The following is a 21,514-nucleotide window of genomic DNA, read 5'->3' as shown; positions in this document are numbered from 1 at the left end:
GGTCTGCCCGGCACCCAGAGGAGAACCCCATGAAACTGATCTATTCCCCGGCCTCGCCCTTTGCCCGCAAGGTCGCCGTCACCATCGCCGAATGCGGGCTTGGCGCGCAGGTGGAGTTCGTCTCTGTCGCGACGACGCCGGTCAAGACCGATCCACAGCTCAAGGCGGCGAACCCGCTGGGCAAGCTGCCGGCGCTGGTGCGGGAGGACGGGCCGGCGATCTATGACAGCCGGGTGATCTGCCGCTATCTGAACGATCTGGGCGGGGGCACACTCTATCCGCAGGGCCGGATCTGGGATGTGCTGACGCTGGAGGCGACCGCCGACGGGATCATGGAGGCCGGGATCCTGATGGTTTATGAGCGCCGGGTGCGGCCCGAAGACAAGGTCTTTGACGATTGGATCGAAGCGCAGTGGGGCAAGGCCATGTCGGCCATTCAGGCGGTCAATGACCGCTGGATGGCGCAGCTGGCCGGTCCGGTGGATGCGGCACAGATCGCTGTTGGCTGTGCGCTTGGCTATATGGATTTCCGGATGGGTGACCGCGGCTGGCGTACAAGCTGTCCGGAGCTGGCCGCGTGGTACGAAGACTTTGCCAAACGTCCGTCGATGGCAGGTTCAGCCCCGGCCTGAAGGCATCGGAGCGGGGCGCGCGCCTTACTCGCAGGCGCGCCCCCGGATCAGAAGCTGAAGCCGACGCCCACGTTCAGCGCATTGGTGATGATCCGGGTTTCCAGCGACCCGCCACCTGTCAGGTCCGCCTCGTTCTGAGACCAGGTGAACTGATATTCTCCGAACACGGACCAGCGGTCGGTGATGGCATATTTGGCGCCGGCCGTGACCCGGGCCGCCGGGCCTGTCACCTGATAGCCAAAGGTGCGGTTGCTGCCCTCGGTGACATCGACATGCGGCATGGCGATTCCCACGCCGCCGCTGACATAGGGGGTGAAGTTGCCCCAGGCGCCCGGCCAGCGCTTTGACACATTGGCCGTGATGATATTATGGCCATCGGTGAATTCCAGCCGCGAGAATCCGGCAGGCATTTCCGAGGCAGGCGCATAGGCCTTGTCATGTGTGACCTCTAGCCCGAAGCCGATATTGTCGCCGCGCCACCACGTTGCGCGCAGACCGTAGTAGATCGGCGCGTCAAAGCTGTTGCCATCCCAGCCGATCAGATTGTCGAAGGGGGTGCCGCCGGAAGAGGCGCCGCGGTTGCCACGAACCCGGCTGTGCGGCGAGGTCTGATAGCCTGAATAAAAGCTCAGCTCGATTTCCGCCGATGCGGGGCTGACAGAGCCGACAACGCCCACCGTGGACAGGATGAGAAGGGCTGCGGTGCTTATCGCAGATCGATTATTCATGGTACGCAACGTTCCGGAGCGGCTTTCAGTTGATGTCTGACTACACCCTCAGACATGGCGGCTCAAGCGCGACAGATGATCACCCCCGTGGCTTATGGGCGATTGTATGCTGGACGCAGCGAAAAAGCACGGTTAAACACCGGCTCGGACGGGTATGATCGCAGGATTACGCCCCGAAATTCATATCTGGCCTCCCGGCCGAAGGATGGAGCAAACCTCGTGTCCCACGCAGAAGATCACGAAGGCACCCGGAGGGACTTCCTCTACTATGCCACAGCCGGCGCCGGTGCCGTCGCAACAGGTGCGGCTGTCTGGCCGCTTGTCAACCAGATGAACCCCTCCGCGGATGTGCAGGCGCTGTCCTCGATCCGTGTTGATGTTTCGGGCATTGCCCAGGGTACGCAGCTGACAGTCAAATGGCGCGGCAAGCCGGTGTTCATCCGGCGCCGGACACAGGAAGAAATCGATGCGGCCAATCAGGTGGAGATGAGCCAGCTCGTCGACACCGATGCGCGCAACGAAAACATCGATGCCGGGTCCCAGGCGACCGATGCCAACCGCACACTGGCGCCCGAAGGGTCCGACAGCGAGGAATGGCTGGTGATGATGGGCGTTTGTACGCACCTTGGCTGTGTGCCGCTGGGCAATGCCTCGGGTGACTTCGGCGGCTGGTTCTGCCCCTGCCACGGCTCTCACTACGACACGGCCGGCCGTATCCGCAAAGGTCCCGCGCCGCAGAACCTTCATATCCCGCTCGCCCGTTTCGACGGCGAGACTGAAATCGTCCTGGGCTGAGGGAGGACCGCATGTCTGGAATTCCGCACGATCATTACGAGCCCAAGACCAAGGGCGAGAAATGGCTTAACTCCCGTCTGCCGGTCATCGGGCTGCTTTACGACACCCTGATGATCCCGACGCCGAAAAACCTGAACTGGTGGTGGATCTGGGGCATCGTCCTGGCCTTCTGCCTGGCGCTGCAGATCGCAACCGGCATCGTGCTGGTGATGCACTACACGCCGCATGTGGATTACGCCTTCGCCTCTGTCGAGCATATCATGCGCGACGTGAATGGCGGCTTCATGCTGCGCTACCTGCATGCCAACGGCGCATCGCTGTTCTTCTTTGCCGTCTATATCCACATCTTCCGCGGCCTGTTCTACGGCTCCTACAAAGCCCCGCGTGAGATCACCTGGATTGTCGGCATGATCATCTACCTGCTGATGATGGGCACGGGCTTCATGGGCTACGTTCTGCCCTGGGGTCAGATGTCCTTCTGGGGGGCCACTGTGATCACCGGCCTCTTTGGCGCAATCCCCTTCATCGGGGAGCCGATCCAGACCTGGCTGCTGGGCGGGCCCGCTGTGGACAATGCCACGCTGAACCGCTTCTTCTCCCTGCACTACCTGCTGCCCTTCGTCATCGCCGGGCTGGTGATCGTGCATATCTGGGCCTTCCACTCCACCGGCAACAACAACCCGACGGGTGTGCCAGTGCGGACCGGCTCCAAGGAAGAAGCCAAGAAAGACACCCTGCCCTTCTGGCCCTACTTCGTGATCAAGGATCTCGTCGGTCTGGCCATCGTGCTGGTGGTGTTCTTCGCCATCGTCGGCTTCATGCCCAACTATCTAGGTCACCCCGACAACTACATCGAGGCAAATGCGCTCGCCACGCCTGCGCATATCGTGCCGGAATGGTACTTCCTGCCCTTCTACGCCATCCTGCGCGCCTTCACCGGCGACGTCTGGATCGTGATGTTCTTCAGCTGGATCACCGGCGGCATCGTGGATGCAAAGTTCTTCGGCGTGCTGGCGATGTTCGGTGCCATCGCGGTCATGGCGCTGGTGCCCTGGCTCGACACCTCCTCGGTGCGCTCCGGCCGGTTCCGCCCGATGTTCAAGTGGTGGTTCTACCTGCTGCTGCTGGATTTCGTGGTGCTGATGTGGTGTGGCGCGATGCCGGCAGAACCGCCCTATTCGACCATCTCGCTAATCGGTGCGACCTACTGGTTCGCTTACTTCTTGGTCGTCCTGCCGATCCTCGGCGTGATCGAGAAGCCGCTGCCGCAACCGGCGACCATCGAGGACGACTTCAACGACCATTACGCCCCCAAGGCGCCGGCCGAATAAGGAGGACAGAGATCATGTTCCGCAAAGTTACTCTCTCTGCCCTTGCAGCCCTCGGCCTGACGGCCGGGGCGGCCTTCGCGGCCGGCGGTGAAGAAGCGCATATCCATGATGTGGATTTCAGCTTCGAAGGCCCATTCGGTGCCTTTGACCAGATGCAGCTGCAGCGCGGCCTGCAGATCTACACGGAAGTCTGCTCGGCCTGCCACGGCCTGCGCTATGTCCCGATCCGGACGCTCGCCGACCATGGTGGCCCGCAGCTCCCCGAAGATCAGGTGCGCGCCTATGCGTCCCAGAACTTCACGGTCTATGACGAAGAGCTGGAAGACGATCGTTCGGCGATCCCGTCGGACCACTTCCCGCAGTCGAGCCTGCCGAATGCGCCTGACCTGTCGCTGATGGCCAAGGCCCGCGCCGGTTTCCACGGCCCCTATGGCACCGGGATCAACCAGTTCTTCAAAGGCATCGGCGGCCCCGAGTACATCGTCAACCTGTTGACGGGCTACACCGGCGAGACCAAGGAAGAGGCCGGCACGACCTATTACGAGAACAAGGCCTTCCCGGGTGGCTGGATCGCCATGGCGCCACCGCTGGCCGGTGAGGATGTGGAATTCGCCGATGGCCATTCCAATGAGCTGCACCATGAGGCCGAGGATATCGCGGCCTTCCTGATGTGGACGGCGGAGCCCAAGATGATGGCACGCAAGCATGCAGGCTTTGTCGCGGTGACCTTCCTGATCCTGCTGTCGGTGCTGCTCTACCTGACGAACAAGCGTCTCTGGGCCCCTTACAAGGGCAAGAAGCACGCCTGACGCCCGCCCCGGCAGTATCGTTAAGAACAGCCCCCGTCGAAAGACGGGGGCCTTTTTGTCCGGTTTGGTGGCCGGGGCCACGGCCCTTGCGGCCCGAGCAAAGTAGATCGCGTGCGCCGAAGGCGCTCCTTTGGATCAGAGGCGATAGGGGACGGACGGAGAACTTAGGCGACCGTATCAGCCAAGGTATCTCTGCATCGCTTCTGACGGGGCCCGGAGCGCCTGCGCTGTCGCCACCGGCGCCTCTGCCCGCCCCTCGTCCACAAAAATGATCTGCTCCGCGATGCGGCGGGCATCTTCCGGCGCATGGCTGACCATCAGCAGGGTTGCCTGTGTCTGACGGCAAAGGTCCGAGACGAGCCCGAGCATCTCCTGACGCAGTGCTGGTCCAAGAGCTGAGAAGGGTTCGTCCAGTAGCAAAAGAGGCCGGTCCATGACAAGAACCCGCGCCAGGGCGGCCCGGCTCTGTTGCCCGCCTGACAGGCTGCTCGGGGTTCGGTCTTCCATGCCCGACAATCCGACCCGCGTCAGCGCTTCGGACACGCGGGCGCGGTCCGTGCCGGACAGTTTCCGTGCCTGCGACAGGCCCAGCGCCACGTTGCGGCCGATATCAAGATGCGGGAACAGATTGCCGTCCTGGAACAGCATCGCCACCGGCCGCTGGCCCGGAGGCATCCCGGTAAGCTCTCGGTTGTTCCAGAAGATGCGGCCGCTGTCCGGGGTCACGAAGCCGGCGATGGCATTCATCAACGTCGACTTTCCGGCCCCCGAAGGTCCGATCAAGGCGACGCGCGCGCCGGGTGCAACCTGCCAGTCCGCGCTGAGGCGGAACCCGCCTTGCCGGAGGACGAGGTTTTCAAGTACGAGCATGGCGCCCCGCTGTATCGAAAAGGATAAAAAGACCGAAGGTCAGCCCGGCAAGCACCAGGCTTGCGCCGGCTGCCGCCTCGGTTTGATAGGCGCCCATGAGTCTGTAGATAAACAGGGGCAGCGTGGCCGTATCGGGCGGAGGAAACAGGGCGATGACGCCCAGATCGCCCATCGACAATGCAGCGGCAAGGCCCATGGAGAACCCAAGCGCCGGTCTGATGCGCGGCAGAATGAGCCAGCGGAGGCGCGCCCAGCCGGTCATGTCCAGACTATCGGCCAGCCGCCCGTAATCCGCCTCGGCCGCTCGGATCCCGGGGGCAATCGCCCTGAGCACAAACGGTAGCGCGGCGGCCGCGTTTAGGGCCGACGTGATAAGCAGAATGTGGTTGCCGGGGAAAGCAAACGGGCGGATCAACAGGAATAATCCTGTTCCAAGCACCAGCGGCGAGGCGGCAAGCGCCAGCAGCGCAAGGCCTTCGAAGCTGCGCCGCTGCGGGAGCGCGAGGCAGAAGGCAAGCAGCACGGACAGGACCCCGGAGGAGAGCGCAACGGCCAGAGAGGTCGCCGCCGCCCGGCCAATGCCCGCCGGCAGGTCGATCAGATTGGCCGCACCACGCCAAGTTACGAGAAGAATCGGCAACAGGATGAACAGGGTGGACAGGGTGATCCAGATCGCATCCAGAATGGTTTGGCCGACCGCCCCGTCCCATCTCTGGACCGTTCGGTCCAGCCCGACCCCAGAGCCGTCGGGAACTGCTAAGGTCATGGCGAGGCCGGCGGCAATTGCCACGATCACGATCTGTACGACAGACAGCATGGCCGCCCGCCCAAGGTCAAAATCAAAACTGAACGCCTGATAAATCGAAAGCTCGATAGTTGTCGCCTTCGGACCGCCGCCCAGGATTAGCACAACTGCGAAGCTCGACAGGCAGATGGCAAATATCACGGCCAGAATTCCGGGAATGCGCTGTCGCAACATGCGCAGCTCCAGGACCCGGAAGAGCGAGGCAGAAGACAGACCAAGCTGTGCTGCCAGACGGAAATGTTCCGTCGGAATACCCCGCCAGCCCTCCAGCAACAGTCGCGTCGCCAGGGGGAGATTGAAGAAGACATGGGCCAGCAGAACGCCGTGCAGTCCAAAAATGCTGACGGGCTCCAGCCCGACCGCGCCGAGCCCGGCATTGAGCAGCCCGTTTCGTCCGAAGATGGTCAGCAGCCCGGCGATGGCCACGATCACCGGCAGGATAAACGGCGCGCCGAGCAAGAGGATCAAGAGCCCTCGCCCCGGAAACCGGCGCCGCGCGATGGCCCGGGCCAAGGGCACAGCCAGCGCGGTGCTGATCAGCGCCGACAGGGCCGCCTGCAGGGTGGTAAAGCGCAGGGCGGACCAGTCGGCCGCGGAAAGCCGGCCCGCGCCCCCCGCATGGGCCAGCACCGCGACAAGCGGCGCGACGACAAGAGCGGCGACGAACAGGGCCGCCGCCGCTCCTGCGGTTAGCGCGAAAGGGCTGCGCGCCATTCTTCCAGGGCCACGGGCCGCAGCTCGTCAACCTCTTCCGGCGGCAGCAACAGGGCCTTTTCGGGCTGGATCAGGTCCTCAAATCCCTTGGGCAGGCCATCCGCCGGATCGACAGCCGGATACATCCAGTTGGTCGTGGGAATCACCGATTGAGCCGCGTCGGACACGAGATATCCGAGGAACTGCCGCCCCAGATCGGTCTGGCTGGACCCGGCGACGAGGCCCGCGACCTCGACCTGCAGATAATGTCCCTCTGTGAAGGGAAGCGCGACCTTGCTGTCGTCCTCTTCGGCGATGATGTGATAGGCGGGCGAGGTGGTGTAGGACAGGACGAGATCGACCTCTCCATCGGTGAACATGCCATAGGCTTCGGACCAGCCCGGCGTCACGGTGACGATATTGTCGGACAGGCGGCTCCAGATGTCCGCGGCTGCGTCGCCATAGGCCTGTTTGACCCAGAACAGCAGGCCAAGGCCCGGCGTGGACGACCGCGGATCCTGGATGACGACTGTCAGATCACTGTCCGCCAGCTCTTTGAAAGAGGCGGGCATGGCGGCGCCCCGCTGACCGATAAAGGCAAAATATCCCCAGTCGAACGGGACGAAATCGGGATCGGACCAGCTGATCGGCAAGGCGTAGTCAGCCTCGATCTGCGCCGGTGCGAAGAGGCCGGTCTCGCGGGCCGCCCCAATAAGATTGGTGTCGAGCCCGAGAACCACGTCTGCCTCGGTCCTGTCACCTTCCAGGCGAAGCCGTGACAGCAGGGCGGCCCCGTCACCTGCGGTGACGAATTTCAGGTCGCAGCCGCATACAGCCTCAAACCCGGCCTCGATCTGGGGGCCCGGCCCCCATTCCGTGGCGAAACTGTCGTAGGTGTATATCGTAAGGGTCGGCGTCTCTGCCACGGCCTGCGTGGCAAGGACAAGACCCGCGGCGGTGATAAGATGTTTCATGACATCCTCCATTGCTACGGGCGAAAGGAGGATGCGGATGCCTGAGCAGACCGCTGGACCTTCCCTCCGCCGGTTCTAACCGGTTCAGGTTCAACGGGTTCGCGTTATGCATCTCAGCCCTGACGGGCACCCCGAGGTAGGGCAGAGGGTAGTTTGAGCTGCAGGGGATGGCAAGAGGTGGAGAGCACGGGGGGAGGCCCAGTCTGACCGGTATTAGCAGTGCCCCGGCGCGAAACGCTGCGGCCAGGTGAGCCATTGTCCCCTTTGTCCACGGACAGTCCAAATGGCGGAGGTGGAGGGGGGGCGCTGCCCCCGTCCGCCAAATGCGATGCATTTGACGGCCACCCCCGGGATATTTCGGGCAAGAAAAACGGGGGCGCTGTGCCCCCGTTCAAGGTGTCAGTGCGGTTTGGCGTATTGGGCGAGGTCGCGTTCGGCTTCCTCGTCCATCTCGAGGTCGTCGTCATCCATGACGCCCGCGTCGGGATCATTGAAGACGGCCATGTCGAGCTTGCCTTCCTGCTTGCCGACGATGGTCGACACCACCGCGTCGCCGGTGATGTTCACCGCCGTGCGGATCATGTCCATCAGACGGTCGACGCCGAGGATCAGCGCGATGCCTTCGATCGGCAGGCCCACCTGGCTGAGCACCATGGTCAGCATGACAAGGCCCACGCCAGGCACACCCGCCGTGCCGATGGAGGCCAGAACCGCCATGGCGATGACGGTGATATAGCCGCCGAGGCCCAGATCGATACCGTAGACATTGGCCAGAAAGACCGTCGCCACACCCTGCATGATCGCCGTGCCGTCCATGTTGATCGTGGCGCCGAAGGGCACGCAGAAGGAGGCCACGGAGTTGTCGACGCCGACCCGCTTGGTCACGGAGCGCAGTGTGACCGGGATGGTCGCGTTGGACGAGGCCGTGGAGAAGGCGAAGATCTGCGCCGGGCGCATCTTCTTCATGAATATGATCGGGTTGAGGCCGGAGAAGACCTTGAGGATGATCATCAGCGTCACAAAGAGGTGCAGGAAGAGCGCGAAGACCAGCACGAAGACATAGGCGAGAACCGGCACAAAAAGCTCGATCCCCTGTTCGGTAAAGGTCTTGGCGATCAGGCAGAAGACGCCGATGGGCGCGAAGGCCATGACGATGGTGACGACCTTCATCATCACCTCGTTCATGTATTCGCAGGCCTCGATAAAGGGTTTGGATTTTCCGCCCAGCATCAGCACGGCTATGCCCAGAACCACCGTATAGAAGATCACCTGCAGCATGTCGCCATTGGCAAAGGCCGCAACCGGGTTGGTCGGCACGATGGAGGCGAAGACGTCCCAGACGGAGGGCGCCTCTTTCCCGGTGACGCCGGAGGTATCGACGCCGGTCATGTCGAAGCCCTTGCCCGGGCCGACAATCAGCGCCAGCAGGATTGCGATGGAGATGGCGAGGCCGGTGGTGAAGATATAGAGCACGAGGCTCTTGCCGCCGACCCGACCCAGCACCCGGATGTCACCGATGCCCGTCACGCCGCAGATGAGCGAGAAGAAGACAAGCGGCACCACAAGCATCTTGAGCGCGTTGACGAACATCTTGCCGATCATGGCAAAGAGGCCGCCCGCGATATGGGTGTTGATGAACGTGCTGTCGATCATATTGAAGATGACGCCGAGGATCAGACCGGCGACCATGCCCAGAAGGACTTTGACGGTCAGAGACATCTTTCCGCCCCCGCCGCCGGGGGTTGCGGCAATATCTGCCATGGGGACCTCCACTATTGGTTGTGTGTCATCAGTGTGACACGCGGTCGCGGGATCTCTGAGGGAAAATGTCCGTCATGTGGAAAATGGCGGGGAAAAGCCGCGATTGCGCTGCCTATTTGGATCCGATACCTGCTTTTGCGACGTATCCGGAAAGGCTCTCCATGTCGCTCAACAGCTTCGGTCACATCTTCCGAGTCGCCACCTGGGGCGAAAGCCATGGGCCTGCCCTGGGGGCCACTGTGGACGGCTGCCCGCCGGGTGTAACGGTGGATGAGGCGATGCTGCAGCGCTGGCTGGACTTGCGCAAGCCGGGGCAGAACAAGTTCACCACGCAGCGGCGCGAGGCCGATGAGGTGGAGATCCTGTCGGGCGTGTTCGAAGGGAAAACCACCGGCACGCCGGTGCAGCTGATGATCCGCAATACCGATCAGCGATCCAAGGATTACGGCGAGATTGCCGAGAAATTCCGCCCCGGCCATGCCGATATCACTTACTGGCAGAAATACGGCATCCGCGACTATCGCGGCGGCGGGCGGTCTTCGGCGCGGGAAACGGCGGCGCGGGTGGCCGCGGGCGGGCTGGCGCGGGCGGCGCTCGACCACCTGATCCCCGGCATCGCGATCAAGGGCTACATGGTGCAGATGGGCCCCCGCGCAATCGACCGGGAACAGTTCGACCTGACGGAGATCGACCGCAATCCCTTCTGGTGCCCCGATGCCACGGCCGCGGCGGACTGGGCCAATTACCTGGATGAGCTGCGGAAATCCGGCAATTCGGTTGGTGCGGTGGTGGAGGTCGTGGCCTCTGGCGTCCCGGCCGGGCTGGGCGCGCCGATCTACGGCAAGCTTGATACCGATCTGGCGGCGGCGATGATGTCGATCAATGCCGTGAAGGGTGTTGAGATCGGCGAGGGCATGGCCGCGGCCTGCCTGACCGGCGAGGATAACGCCGATGAGATCTTCATGGGGAACGACGGTCAGCCGGTCTATTCCTCCAACCATGCGGGCGGGATCCTCGGCGGGATATCCACGGGTCAGGAGCTGGTGGTGCGCTTTGCCGTGAAGCCGACCTCCTCGATTCTCAAGACGCGCCAGACGATTACCAAAGCCGGCGAGGCGACGGAGATCGTGACCAAGGGCCGCCACGACCCCTGCGTCGGGATCCGTGCCGTTCCCGTGGGCGAAGCGATGATGGCCTGCGTTATTCTCGACCATTTCCTGCTTCATCGTGGACAAATCGGAGAGGCCGGCGGAAAGATCGGCTGACATGCTCGCCGTCCTTTCCGTCACCACCCCGCTTTTCGCCATTGTTCTCGTGGGGTACCTCGCCGCGCGCTACGGGCCGTTTCCCCGGTCGGCGATGCGGGCGCTTGGCGATTTCACCATGTATATCGCCCTGCCCGCAGCGCTGTTTCTGGCCGTCGCCAGCCGCGATCTGGCAGAGGTGATTGACCCGTCCTATCTGGTGACGCTGGCAATTGGCAGCTTGGCCACCCAGCTGTCCATCTGGATTATCCTGCGGATCAAGGGGACAGGGCCACGGCGTCGGGCGCTGGCGGTGATGGGATCGGCGACCTCCAATTCTGCCTTTCTGGGCTTTCCCATTATCTACTCGGTCCTGCCGGATCATGCGGGCGTCGTCTTTGCGATGAATCTGCTGATCGAGAATTTTCTGCTGACGCCCATCGGGCTGGTGCTTCTGGCCTCGGCTCAGGCGGAGGGGCCGGACCGGCCCAAACCGTTGAGGCTGATCGGGCAGATCGCGCTGTCCGTGCTGCGCCGGCCGCTGATTATTGCGCTGCTGGCTGCCATGGCCTTTATCGTCATGGGGCTGCATCTGCCGGTCATTGCCCAGAATTTCTTTGGCACAGTCGGCGCGGCGGCAACGCCGATTGCGCTTTTCGTGATCGGGGGAACGCTCTACGGGCTTGATCTGAGGGGCGAGATCAAGCTGGCCGGGCTTATCGCCACGGTGAAGCTGCTGCTGCACCCGGCGCTTGTGGCGATCATGATGGTGCTGGGTGCGGCAACTTTTCTGCCACCGCTCAGCCCGGAGATGCAGGCGGCGCTGATCCTGTCGGCCACCATGCCGATGTTCGCGACATATGTGATGTTCGCCCAGGAGGTTGGGCATGAAGGCCTGGCATCGCTGGCGCTGACCATTGCCGTCTGCCTGTCCTTCGTGACGATCAATATTGCGCTGCTCGTTTTGATCTGAGGTGCGTTAGACAAAAATTCATTTTGTTGTGTGAGGTTTTTTTCATCCGAAGTGGAGAAAATCATGCAGCACTCTGACGATCTCAGACGGTTCGGCACGCAACTGACCTCCGTCGCCCTGATGGCTGGACTGGCGGGATGGTATCTGGGATGGCTCACGCCCCAGACACTGACCTTGCCAAAGCTCGAACTTGCAGAGCCCGCGCCGGTGTCATTCTCGCCGCCCCTCGTGGACGTCAGAGAATTGCCGCCGGCGGCGGTACCGTGATCAGCCGCGCCTGATAAATCCGTTCGTCAGGTCTTTTCAGGCATGCCAGGTGCGCCCGCCTGCTTTGATAGCTGAACTGCCAGGATGCCGATCATGGTGATGCATACGCCGGTAATGTCGAGCAGGCCAATCTTCTCGCCCAGAACCAAAGTAGCGATGGCAACGCCAAAGAACGGGTTCAGGAAATGGAAAGTCGCGGCACGCACGGCGCCGATACGATTGACCAGCGTGAACCAGACCCATGTGGCCAACAGGCCGGAGATGAGCGTGGTGTACAAAAAGGCGAGGACCAGCTGCGCCGACCACACCACATGCCAGGGCTCGAACAGAATGGCGACGATGGCCAGGATGGCACTGCCCACCAGCATCTGCATGCCGACAACCATCAGGACATTGCCGCCCGTCGACGCGCGGCCGACCGAAAGGGTTGCAATCGTCAAGGCAAGCGTACCGAGGATACAGGCCGCGATCCCCGTCAGATCTGCCCCCCCGGTCAGGCGGCTGCCCAGGATCAGGGCTGTTCCGCATAATCCAAGCACGAGCCCGACGATGGCCATGCCGGACAGCCGGTCGCCCAGAAAAATCCAGCCGGCCAGCCCCACGAACAGCGGCATTGCGGCTGCAATAATTGAAGCGAGCGATGCCTCGATCGTCTGCATCGCGTAGAAGAAAAGCCCGAGGTAGAGCGCATTCTGGCAAATGCCAAACACCAGTGTGGCACGCCATTGCCGGCGATCGAGCCGCCAGCTCTGCCCCAGGGCGCGCGCGATGAGGACGCCCAGCAGGCCCGACACGAGAAACCGCAGAGAGAGTGCGGCAATCGGCGGCGCGTCGACCAGGATGATCCGGGCCGAGGTAAAGGCAGACGACCACATAAAGGCGAAGGAGACACCTAGCAGGAGTGCACGCAGGTCCATAGGATTCTTTCTTTGCGGCAGCCGGGACAGAAAAGGGCCGCCCGCGGGCGACCCTTTCCGAATTCTGTGGTCGGGGCAACCCCGACCTGAACAGGCGATCAGGAGTTGACGCTGTCCTTCAGTGCCTTCGCGATGGTCACCTTGACCACTTTGTCGGCTTCTTTCTTGATCTGCTCGTTGGTTGCCGGGTTGCGGACCATACGCTCAGGACGTTCGCGGCAGTAGAACTTGCCAACGCCGGGGATGGTCACCGCGCCGCCGCCGGCGACTTCTTTGGTGATGACATTTGCGATCGCATCAAGCGCTGAAGTCGCGGTTTTCTTGTCAGACCCCAGCTCATCGGCCAGAGCGGCCACCAGTTGTGTCTTGGTCAGAGGTTTTGCCATTTCTGGTCTCCTTATTGTCGCCCACACACTCGGGCTGTCACTCGCCCATTGGTTGGGGCTTAGTAGCAAGAATTTAACTTGATGTAGTGGTTGCACACAAGAATTTGTGCGCCAGATTCGGGCCCGAATGGCCAAAAAACAGCGTTTTTTCCCTTATAAGAAGGCTGTTTCGTCGAAAGAGCGCAGTTTTCGACTGTGAATCCGCTCCAGAGGCATGTCCCGAAGGGTCTCCATCGCGCGAATCCCTATCATCAAATGACGCGAAACCTGAGTCTTATAGAAGTCGGAGGCCATGCCAGGAAGCTTCAATTCGCCATGCAGGGGCTTGTCCGATACACAGAGCAACGTGCCGTAGGGGACACGAAACCGGAACCCGTTGGCTGCAATCGTGGCGCTTTCCATATCCAGCGCCACGGCGCGGGACTGGGACAGGCGCTGCACCGGCCCGCGCTGATCGCGCAATTCCCAGTTGCGATTGTCGAGAGAGGCCACCGTGCCTGTGCGCATGATCCGTTTCAGGTCGTAACCTGCGACGCCGCTTTCGGCCTCGACCGCATCTTCGAGGGCGACCTGGATTTCGGCCAGGGCCGGGATCGGCACCCAGACGGGCAGGTCATCGTCCAGCACCTTGTCCTCTCTCAGATATGCATGGGCGAGGACAAAATCCCCCAGCGACTGGGAGGAGCGCAGACCGGCACAGTGACCAACCATCAGCCAGGCATGCGGACGCAGGACGGCGATATGGTCGGTGGCGGTTTTGGCATTGGAGGGGCCGACGCCGATGTTGACCAGCGTGATCCCGGCGGAGCCCGGCCGCTTCAGGTGGTAGGTCGGCATCTGCGGCATTTTCGGCGAGGGCGGCAGATCGCCCAGCGGATCGGTGATTTCTGCATTGCCGGTGGAGACGAAGCTCGTATAGCCGGAGCTCTTGTCGGCGAGCATGCGGCGCGCGAAGGCTTCGAATTCCGAGACGTAGAACTGGTAGTTGGTAAAGAGAACGTGGTTCTGGAAATGCTCCGGATCGGTCGCCGTGTAATGGGCGAGCCGGGCCAGGGAGTAGTCGACGCGCTGCGCCGTGAAGGGGGCGAGCGGCGCGGGATCGCCGGGCAGCGTCTCATAGGTGCCGTTGACGATGTCGTCGTTGGTCGTCGACAGATCGGGAACGTCGAAGACATCACGCAGGGGGAATTCGGCGGCGCCTTCCTGCGGCACGGCGCTTTCATTGCGGCGGCTGACCGCAAAATGTATCGGCATGGGCGTGCCGGAGGGGCCGATCTGGACCGGCTGCTGGTGGTTGTCGATCAGGAGGCCGATCTGCTGTTCCAGGTAGTTCCGGAAGAGGTCCGGCCGGGTGATCGTGGCGGAATAGGTGCCGGGCTGCGGCACATGGCCAAAGGACAGGCGGCTGTCGATTTTGGCGAAGGTCGTCGTGGTGATCCGGACCTCTGGGTAGAAGGCGCGGACGCGGCCTGTGGGCTGGCCGTCGCGCATGGCCTCGTCAAAGGCCTGCTGCAAGAAATCCGTGGCCTGATCGTAAAGCTGGTTCAGACGGTCCACGGCGGCGCGCGCATCGCTGAAGCTTTCGAAAGCGGCGGCGTCGGGGGTCTGAATTTGCATGGGGCCTCCGGCTGGTTCCCTCTGGTGTTGGCGCAGATGGCCTGAAAGGCGTGGCGGATGCAACGCCTGCGGACGTGCGGGGGTCAAATTTCGCGCAGGACCGCAGGGTCAGGCGTGACTTGGCGGAGTGCCCCTACGGGGCACGTTCGGGTCTGGCCCGATCCTGCGATGCAGGATCGGGCAGGCCTCCGGCGGGGATATTTCAAGGACCAGAGAAAAGGTCAGATAAGACCCTGTTCCCGGAACAGCGCCTTGAGATCGGTTTCCGGGCGGGCCCCGTAATGAGAGATCACCTCGGTGGCGGCGGCGACGCCCATCCGCCCGCAGGTGGCGAGGTCAGCCTTTGTGGCCAGCCCATAGAGGAAGCCGGCGGCGAACTGGTCCCCTGCCCCGGTCGCATCGACGGGGGTGACCTGTGTCACGGGCGCTGTGGCATGATCATTGCCCCGGACAATCGCCACATCATGGCCTGACCGGGTGCAGACGATCATGCCGCTGTCGCCTGCGGCCTTTTCCAATGCCTCTGACAGATCCTCTGTCTGGTAGAGGGAGCGCCATTCGTGTTCATTGCCGATCACGAAATCGAGCTCTTTCACAAGTTTGCGGAAGTCGCTGCGGTGGCGGTCGACGCAGAAGGGATCCGACAGGGCGATGCCGGCCATGCCGCCAGCCGACCGGGTCAGGCGGGCGGCCGTTTCGAACGCCTTTTTGCCTTTGTCCTTATCGTAGAGATAGCCTTCGAGGAAAAGGATGCGCGCCTCGTTGCAGACCTCTTCCGGCACATCGGCCGGGCCCACTTCGGAGGAGATGCCGAGATAGGTGTTCATCGACCGCTCGCCATCCGGGGTGACGAGGATCATGGAGCGGGACGAAGGCAGGTGCGCATCGCCGACCGGGTCGTTCGGGCAATCGGTGCCGGCGGCGCGGGTTTCCTCGACATAGGCGCGGCCGATTTCATCGTCGGCTACCTTGCCGATGAAGGCCGTCTTCAGACCGAGGGTGCCAACGCCAGCGATAGAATTGGCCACAGAGCCGCCGGGCACGCGGCGGTATCCGGGAAGGGCATGGAAGAGCATGTCAGAGCGGTCGAGCTCGATCAGCTGCATGATGCCCTTCTGGATCGACATCTCCTTGAGGAAGTCGTCCTGGATAGGCGCGATAAGGTCCATCACGGCATTGCCGATCCCGATAACGTCGTATTTCAAAGTGTCTTCTCCTCGAAGTCGCAGAGATCGCGGATGATGCAGGCCGCGCATTTCGGTTTGCGGGCGACGCAGGTGTAGCGCCCGTGCAGGATGAGCCAGTGATGGGCGTGGCGCTGGAATTCGGCCGGGATATTATCCTCGATCGCGCGCTCCACGGCGTTCACATCCTTGCCCGGCGCGATGCCGGTGCGGTTGCCGACGCGGAAGATATGGGTGTCCACCGCCTGTGCCGGATGACCCCACCACATGTTGAGCACCACATTGGCCGTCTTGCGCCCCACCCCCGGCAGGGCCTGGAGCGCGGCGCGGGAAGAGGGGACGTCTCCGCCGTAGTCATCGACCAGGATCTGGGACATCTTCATCACGTTCTTCGCCTTCTGGCGGAAGAGGCCGATGGTCTTGATATGCTCTGTCAGCCCGTCGAGGCCAAGCGACAGCATCTTCTGGGGCGTATCGGCCACGGCGAAGAGGCCGCGGGTCGCCTTGTTGACGCCCGCATCCGTCGCCTGAGCCGACAGCGCCACGGCGACAACCAGCGTATAGGCGTTCACATGCTCCAGCTCGCCCTTGGGTTCGGGCTCCGCCGCCTGGAAGCGGGTGAAGATGTCCTTGAGGACCGGATAGGGCAGTTGCTTGGCCATGGCCGCCGTTATTACGTGGAATACTTGGGCTCACAAGGCGGGAGGCCTGTTTTCGCAGGTTTCGGGTCGTTTGGGCGCGGGGGCTGCCGTAGATTGGGCGATGAAAGGATGCCTGCCATGCTGCAACACGATGTCGAACAGGGCTATCATTACCATGTGATCCGTCGCGCGATCGAAGAGATCGACGCGGCGGAGGTGCCTTTGACACTGGAAGAGCTGTCGCGCCGGATGGGGATGAGCCAGGCACATTTTCAAAGGCTGTTCTCGGCCTGGACGGGAGTCAGCCCGAAGCGGTTCCAGCAATATCTGGCGCTTGGCCATGCCAAGGCGCTTCTGTCGGAGCGGTTCACCATGCTTGAGACGGCGGCGGGGGCGGGTCTGTCAGGAGGCGGGCGGCTGCATGATCTCTTCCTCAGGTGGGAGGCGATGAGCCCGGGCGACTACGCCAGGGGCGGCGCCGGGCTGGTCATCCGCTGGGGCTGGCTGGAGAGCCCGTTCGGGCCGGCACTGGTCATGGCGACCGACCGCGGCATCTGCGGCATCGGTTTTTCGGACGAGCTGGGGCCGGAGCAGGTATGGTCCGATCTGACGGGGCGCTGGCCCGAGGCGCAATTTGTCGAGGATGCGAAGGCTGTGACCCCCTGGGCCGAGGCCGCGTTCGGCGGGCAGGGCGAGGCCCGGATCCATATGCTGGGCGCCCCCTTCCAGATCAAGGTCTGGGAGGCCCTGCTGCGTATTCCCTCGGGCCATGTCACGACCTATGGCGAAGTTGCCCGCGCCATCGGAAGCCCGGGGGCAAGCCGCGCCGTGGGCACGGCCATCGGGCGCAACCCGGTCAGCTGGCTGATACCCTGTCACCGGGCGATCCGTGCCACCGGCGGCGTTGGCGAATACCACTGGGGGCAGCCGGTCAAGCGTGCGATGCTGGCATGGGAGGCCGCGCGGGCCGACGCCTGAAAGTATAAAACAGGTTAAAACGCGCGATAAATTGAGCGGATTGGCGCCGGAACTTTATCCGACGCTGTTGGTTATGCATCCGGGCGGAGCTATATGTTCCGCAAATTAATTTGGTATACCCACGAGGCTCTAAATGACCCGAACCGTCGCGCAGACACGTCTGACTTTTCTTAACCGTCCGGTTCTGGCGCTCAGCGCCGCCGCGCTCCTGACCGTCACTGCCTGTTCGGAAGCGCAGATGAACGACGGCCGCCAGAACACCCGCACCGGCGCGCTCAGCGGCGCGGTTCTGGGCGGGCTGGCCGGGGCCGTGGTTGCCGGAAACAACACGAAGGGGGCCATCATCGGCGCGACCCTTGGCGGGATCGCCGGCGCGGCTTACGGTGACTATCTGGACCGGCAGGAGGCCGCATTGCGCAGCGATCTGGGCAATAACGTCTCGATCGTCAACACGGGTGACCGTCTGATCGTGACGATGCCGCAGGATATCCTGTTCGCGACGGACAGCGCGACGCTGCGGCCCGATCTGACCTCGGACCTCGTGACCGTCGCGCGCAGCCTGAACGAATACCCGGAAACGACCGTTCAGGTCGTTGGACATACCGATAACACCGGCGATGCAGCGTATAACCAGCAGCTGTCGGCGCGTCGTGCGCAATCGGTGGCCAGCGTGCTGATCAATAACGGCGTGTCGGCCGGCAGAGTCCAGTCCTTTGGCCGCGGGGAGGACCAGCCCAAGGTGACAAACCTGACACCGGAAGGCCGCCAGCAGAACCGCCGGGTGGAAATCGTCATTCTTCCGACGACCTGATCTGGCGGCCAGACGGCCCTGATCAGCACCACTGAAGCTGTATACATTCAGACCGGTACGCCCGCATGTCGCATGCGGGCGTTTCGTATTTGTTGGAACTCTTTAAGCATTTGCTGTAAAACCCTTTGTTACAAAGCTCCGAAAAGGAGCATCGCCGTAATATCGGCACCGGGGTAGAGCAGCTGCATGGCGACGCAAAGTCTCCAGTTCTTTGACTTGTCGACAATCTCGACGGATGATCCGGACGGGTTCTCTGACAATGGCGGCTACCAGTTCGACCTCGGCAGCAGCCATGTGACCATTGCCGATGGGGCCACGGAACAGTCCATTTCGGTCGAAGATGACGACAGCTATTTCGACGATGACGATCTGGGGCAGACCCTCACGACGGGGCAGACGCTGAACGGCACGCCATATAGCGCCGGAACGATAATCGAGTCTGAATATGAAATTGTCGTGCGTGACAGCCTGGGCAATGACTATGTGCTTCAGTTCGTTTCGGCCGACGGCGATGCCTATAATATCGTGGGCTTTATCATTCAGGGGGCAAACCCGCCTTTTGGAGAACCGCTCACTGTCGTCGGGCGGTCAGATGGCGTGTCAGGGACCTATGCCTATTCGACCTCGTCGCCAGCCTGCTTTGCGCCCCAGACCCGTATCCTGACAGAGCGCGGCCAGGTGAGGGCGCGGGATCTGCGCGTCGGCGATGTCGCGGTTCTGGCCGATGGCGGGCGCGGGCGGATAGAGCTTGTCCTGACGACCGATGCGCCCCCGGCAGAGGGGGCCGATACCCTGCCCGTGCGGATACGTGCCGGCGCCTTTGGCCGTGCCATGCCCCGGCATGATCTGGTCCTGTCGCCGCAGCATCGGGTCTATGTCCCTGCTCTGGGCGCGCTGGTGCCGGCACGCGCCCTGACCGTTCTGCCCCGGATCGGGCTGCTGAAGACACGTCAGGTGCCAAAGCTGGTGCATATCGTGCTGGCCAGTCATTCTGTGCTGATCGCCGAAGGCCATCCCTGCGAAAGTTTCTGGCCAGGGCCCAGCGCGATGGCCCAGCTGCCGGAACATGCCCGCGGGCTGGTGCGGGGAATAATGGGTCCTGCCCCGGCCCGGGCCATGCCATTTCTGCGTATGCAGGCGGCGATAGCCGCGCTTTTGCAGGCCGACAGTCCTGTCGCCCCGGCCGCCCCTGCCGAAGACAAACGGGTCGCCTGACAGCTTAGCTGCCCCGATAGGTCGAATAGCTGTAGGGAGAGAGCAGCAGCGGCACGTGATAATGGGCGTCCACATCCGAGATCCCGAACCGGAGTGGAATCTGGTCCAGAAACAGGGGCTCTGCCAGGTCCTGACCGCTGGCGCGAAGATAGTCGCCCGCGAAGAAAACAAGCTCGAACGTTCCGGTGCGGAACGTGTCGGCTGGCAGAATTGGCGTATCGGTCCGGCCATCGGCGTTTGTCACGGCCTCCGCGATCTTGCGATGGGAATTCCCCGAGACGGAATACAGCGCGATCTTCACACCCTCCGCCGGAATTCCAAGCGCGGTATCAAGGACATGGGTGGTCAGGTAGCCTGAGGGCATCGCATTCTCCGAATAGGGGTTGAAACGGGGGCGTCCGGGGATTGAGATTGCCCCGAGCCGCCGCAGGAGACAAGACGATGGATCGCTACCCCCGCAATATGATCGGTTACGGCCCCAATCCGCCGGATGCCAAATGGCCCGGGGATGCGCGGATCGCGATTTCCATGGTGATGAATTACGAGGAAGGCGGGGAGAACAATCTGCTGCATGGCGATGCGGCCTCGGAAGCCTTTCTGTCGGAGATCATCGGCGCTGCACCTTGGCCCGGGCAGCGGCACTGGAACATGGAATCGGTCTATGAATACGGGGCGCGGGCCGGATTCTGGCGGCTGCACCGGCTGTTCACCCATATGGGCATCCCGCTGACCGTCTATGGCGTGACCACGGCGCTGGCGCGGGGCCCGGAACAGGTTTGGGCCATGCAGGAAGCCGGGTGGGAGATCGCCTCTCACGGGCTGAAATGGATCGAACATAAGGACATGGATCCGGCGGAAGAGCGGCGTCAGATGGAAGAGGCCGTGCGGCTGCATACGGAGGTCGTGGGGGAGCGGCCCAGCGGCTGGTATACCGGGCGCTGTTCCATGAATACGGTGCGACTGGCGGCCGAGATGGGCTTTGACTGGGTGTCGGACACGATTGACGACGACCTGCCCTACTGGCTGCCCGTGGAGGGGACGGACCGGCATCAGCTGGTCATCCCCTACACGATGGACGCCAATGACATGCGCTTTGCCGTACCTGCCGGGTTCTCCACCGGGGATGCATTCTTCACCTATCTCAAGGACACGTTTGATGCGCTCTACCGCGAGGGGCAGGAGGGCGCGGCCAAGATGATGTCCGTGGGCATGCATTGCCGGTTGTTGGGCCGTCCGGGGCGGATCGAGGGGCTGAAGCGGTTCCTGGAGTATGCGCAGGGGCATGAGGGTGTCTGGTTCGCCCGCCGCTGCGATATTGCCCGGCACTGGACCTATGCGCATCCACCTGAAGTGCCGGCGCTTGTGCCCTCGCAGATGGAGCTGCCCGCCTTTCTGGACGCCTTCGGGTCGATCTATGAGCATTCCCCCTGGATCGCGGAACGCGCCCATGGGCTGGAGCTGGGGCCGGTACATGACCGGGCCAAGGGGCTGGCCAATGCTCTTGCGCGGATCTTCCGGTCCGCCAGCGCGGAGGAGCGGATGGGCGTGCTGACGGCGCATCCGGACCTGGCGGGCAAGCTGGCGGCGGCCAAGCGGCTGACGGCGGAGAGCACGGCGGAACAGGCCTCTGCCGGGCTGGATGCGCTGACGGATGACGAGCGGGCGGCGTTTGAGGCGCTGAATGCGGAGTATGTGGCAAAACACGGCTTTCCCTTCATCATCGCGGTGAAGGACCATTCCAAGGCCAGCATCCTCACGGCGTTTCGGGACCGCGTCGCCCATGCGACAGAAGAGGAATTCGCGGAGGCCTGCCGTCAGGTCGAACGGATCGCCTATCACCGGCTTTCGGCGCTTCTGCCTGATCACTGACCGAGACGCGATAA

At 62.9% G+C, this 21,514-nt stretch carries 22 protein-coding genes and 1 riboswitch; of the genes, 11 read left to right on the top strand and 11 right to left on the bottom strand.

The features are described from left to right. Positions 1-29: 29 nt before the first annotated feature. Positions 30-632 (top strand): glutathione S-transferase, encoded by a 603-nt coding sequence (locus tag ACRARG_RS13490; protein ID WP_432690533.1) that lies wholly within the window; start codon positions 30-32, stop codon positions 630-632. Positions 633-679: 47 nt separating this feature from the next. On the opposite strand, the gene ACRARG_RS13485 is transcribed toward ACRARG_RS13490, so the two are convergent. Next, positions 680-1,360 (bottom strand): outer membrane protein, encoded by a 681-nt coding sequence (locus tag ACRARG_RS13485; protein WP_432690532.1) that lies wholly within the window; start codon positions 1,358-1,360, stop codon positions 680-682. Between the two features lie 219 nt (positions 1,361-1,579). Here ACRARG_RS13485 and petA point away from each other — a divergent pair, with 219 nt between their 5' ends. The 3 genes from petA to ACRARG_RS13470 are packed head-to-tail and all read left to right on the top strand — an operon-like array spanning position 1,580 to position 4,295. Continuing rightward, positions 1,580-2,155, top strand: coding sequence for a ubiquinol-cytochrome c reductase iron-sulfur subunit (gene petA, locus ACRARG_RS13480; RefSeq protein WP_432690531.1), 576 nt, complete (start codon positions 1,580-1,582; stop codon positions 2,153-2,155). Between the two features lie 11 nt (positions 2,156-2,166). Beyond that, positions 2,167-3,486, top strand: a complete 1,320-nt coding sequence (gene petB, locus ACRARG_RS13475; RefSeq protein WP_432690530.1) for a cytochrome b — start codon at positions 2,167-2,169, stop codon at positions 3,484-3,486. A 14-nt stretch (positions 3,487-3,500) separates the two neighbouring features. Next, positions 3,501-4,295, top strand: a complete 795-nt coding sequence (locus tag ACRARG_RS13470) for a cytochrome c1 (protein WP_432690529.1) — start codon at positions 3,501-3,503, stop codon at positions 4,293-4,295. Between the two features lie 177 nt (positions 4,296-4,472). Here the strand turns inward: ACRARG_RS13470 and thiQ are convergent, their stop codons facing one another. The 4 genes from thiQ to ACRARG_RS13450 form a co-directional block, all read right to left on the bottom strand. Beyond that, positions 4,473-5,165 (bottom strand): thiamine ABC transporter ATP-binding protein, encoded by a 693-nt coding sequence (gene thiQ / locus ACRARG_RS13465; RefSeq protein WP_432690528.1) that lies wholly within the window; start codon positions 5,163-5,165, stop codon positions 4,473-4,475. Continuing rightward, positions 5,152-6,684: a thiamine/thiamine pyrophosphate ABC transporter permease ThiP gene (locus tag ACRARG_RS13460; protein ID WP_432690527.1), complete on the bottom strand. Its 1,533-nt coding sequence runs from the start codon at positions 6,682-6,684 to the stop codon at positions 5,152-5,154. The genes thiQ and ACRARG_RS13460 overlap by 14 nt, the downstream gene beginning before the upstream one ends. Continuing rightward, the gene (gene thiB, locus ACRARG_RS13455; RefSeq protein WP_432690526.1) at positions 6,660-7,637 is read right to left on the bottom strand and encodes a thiamine ABC transporter substrate binding subunit; all 978 of its coding nucleotides are present in this window, start codon (positions 7,635-7,637) and stop codon (positions 6,660-6,662) included. Before thiB ends, ACRARG_RS13460 begins: the two co-directional genes overlap by 25 nt. A 44-nt stretch (positions 7,638-7,681) precedes the next feature. Continuing rightward, positions 7,682-7,781, bottom strand: a riboswitch (TPP riboswitch). 255 nt (positions 7,782-8,036) lie between these two features. Continuing rightward, positions 8,037-9,398, bottom strand: a complete 1,362-nt coding sequence (locus ACRARG_RS13450) for a dicarboxylate/amino acid:cation symporter (protein WP_432690525.1) — start codon at positions 9,396-9,398, stop codon at positions 8,037-8,039. A gap of 161 nt (positions 9,399-9,559) precedes the next feature. Here ACRARG_RS13450 and aroC point away from each other — a divergent pair, with 161 nt between their 5' ends. From aroC to ACRARG_RS13435, 3 genes are all read left to right on the top strand, one after another. Then, complete coding sequence (aroC, locus tag ACRARG_RS13445) at positions 9,560-10,663, top strand: chorismate synthase (RefSeq protein ID WP_432690524.1); 1,104 nt, start codon at positions 9,560-9,562, stop codon at positions 10,661-10,663. Position 10,664: 1 nt separating this feature from the next. Next, positions 10,665-11,615 (top strand): AEC family transporter, encoded by a 951-nt coding sequence (locus tag ACRARG_RS13440; RefSeq protein ID WP_432690523.1) that lies wholly within the window; start codon positions 10,665-10,667, stop codon positions 11,613-11,615. Positions 11,616-11,678: 63 nt separating this feature from the next. Beyond that, on the top strand, positions 11,679-11,882 hold the full coding sequence (locus tag ACRARG_RS13435; RefSeq protein ID WP_432690522.1) for a hypothetical protein: 204 nt from the start codon (positions 11,679-11,681) through the stop codon (positions 11,880-11,882). Positions 11,883-11,908: 26 nt separating this feature from the next. Here ACRARG_RS13435 and ACRARG_RS13430 read toward each other — a convergent pair whose 3' ends face one another. From ACRARG_RS13430 to nth, 5 genes are all read right to left on the bottom strand, one after another. After that, complete coding sequence (locus ACRARG_RS13430) at positions 11,909-12,799, bottom strand: DMT family transporter (protein ID WP_432690521.1); 891 nt, start codon at positions 12,797-12,799, stop codon at positions 11,909-11,911. A 98-nt stretch (positions 12,800-12,897) separates the two neighbouring features. Further along, positions 12,898-13,185: an HU family DNA-binding protein gene (locus ACRARG_RS13425; RefSeq protein ID WP_432690520.1), complete on the bottom strand. Its 288-nt coding sequence runs from the start codon at positions 13,183-13,185 to the stop codon at positions 12,898-12,900. Between the two features lie 153 nt (positions 13,186-13,338). Next, a complete protein-coding gene (locus tag ACRARG_RS13420; protein ID WP_432690519.1) occupies positions 13,339-14,802 on the bottom strand; it encodes an AMP nucleosidase in 1,464 nt (487 codons plus the stop codon). A gap of 221 nt (positions 14,803-15,023) precedes the next feature. Beyond that, a complete protein-coding gene (locus ACRARG_RS13415) occupies positions 15,024-16,058 on the bottom strand; it encodes an adenosine kinase (protein WP_432690518.1) in 1,035 nt (344 codons plus the stop codon). Further along, positions 16,004-16,648 (bottom strand): endonuclease III, encoded by a 645-nt coding sequence (nth, locus tag ACRARG_RS13410; RefSeq protein ID WP_432690517.1) that lies wholly within the window; start codon positions 16,646-16,648, stop codon positions 16,004-16,006. Before nth ends, ACRARG_RS13415 begins: the two co-directional genes overlap by 55 nt. 117 nt (positions 16,649-16,765) lie before the next feature. Here nth and ACRARG_RS13405 point away from each other — a divergent pair, with 117 nt between their 5' ends. The 3 genes from ACRARG_RS13405 (at position 16,766) to ACRARG_RS13395 (ending at position 19,631) form a co-directional block, all read left to right on the top strand. Next, entirely contained in the window at positions 16,766-17,605 is an 840-nt protein-coding gene (locus ACRARG_RS13405; RefSeq protein ID WP_432690516.1) for a methylated-DNA--[protein]-cysteine S-methyltransferase, read from the top strand. Between the two features lie 133 nt (positions 17,606-17,738). Continuing rightward, on the top strand, positions 17,739-18,416 hold the full coding sequence (locus ACRARG_RS13400; protein ID WP_432690515.1) for a YiaD family glycine zipper/OmpA-like lipoprotein: 678 nt from the start codon (positions 17,739-17,741) through the stop codon (positions 18,414-18,416). A 186-nt stretch (positions 18,417-18,602) separates the two neighbouring features. Beyond that, positions 18,603-19,631 carry a Hint domain-containing protein gene (locus ACRARG_RS13395; RefSeq protein WP_432690514.1) on the top strand — a complete coding sequence of 343 codons (1,029 nt, stop codon included), beginning with the start codon at positions 18,603-18,605 and terminating at the stop codon, positions 19,629-19,631. Positions 19,632-19,635: 4 nt separating this feature from the next. Here ACRARG_RS13395 and uraH read toward each other — a convergent pair whose 3' ends face one another. After that, the gene (uraH, locus tag ACRARG_RS13390; RefSeq protein WP_432690513.1) at positions 19,636-19,995 is read right to left on the bottom strand and encodes a hydroxyisourate hydrolase; all 360 of its coding nucleotides are present in this window, start codon (positions 19,993-19,995) and stop codon (positions 19,636-19,638) included. 77 nt (positions 19,996-20,072) lie between these two features. Here uraH and puuE point away from each other — a divergent pair, with 77 nt between their 5' ends. Beyond that, the gene (gene puuE / locus ACRARG_RS13385; protein WP_432690512.1) at positions 20,073-21,500 is read left to right on the top strand and encodes an allantoinase PuuE; all 1,428 of its coding nucleotides are present in this window, start codon (positions 20,073-20,075) and stop codon (positions 21,498-21,500) included. Positions 21,501-21,514 lie beyond the last annotated feature (14 nt).

The sequence above is a fragment of the Pseudooceanicola profundi genome (assembly GCF_050897955.1).
Taxonomy (GTDB): domain Bacteria; phylum Pseudomonadota; class Alphaproteobacteria; order Rhodobacterales; family Rhodobacteraceae; genus Pseudooceanicola.
This window is presented reverse-complemented; position numbering and strand designations above follow the sequence as displayed.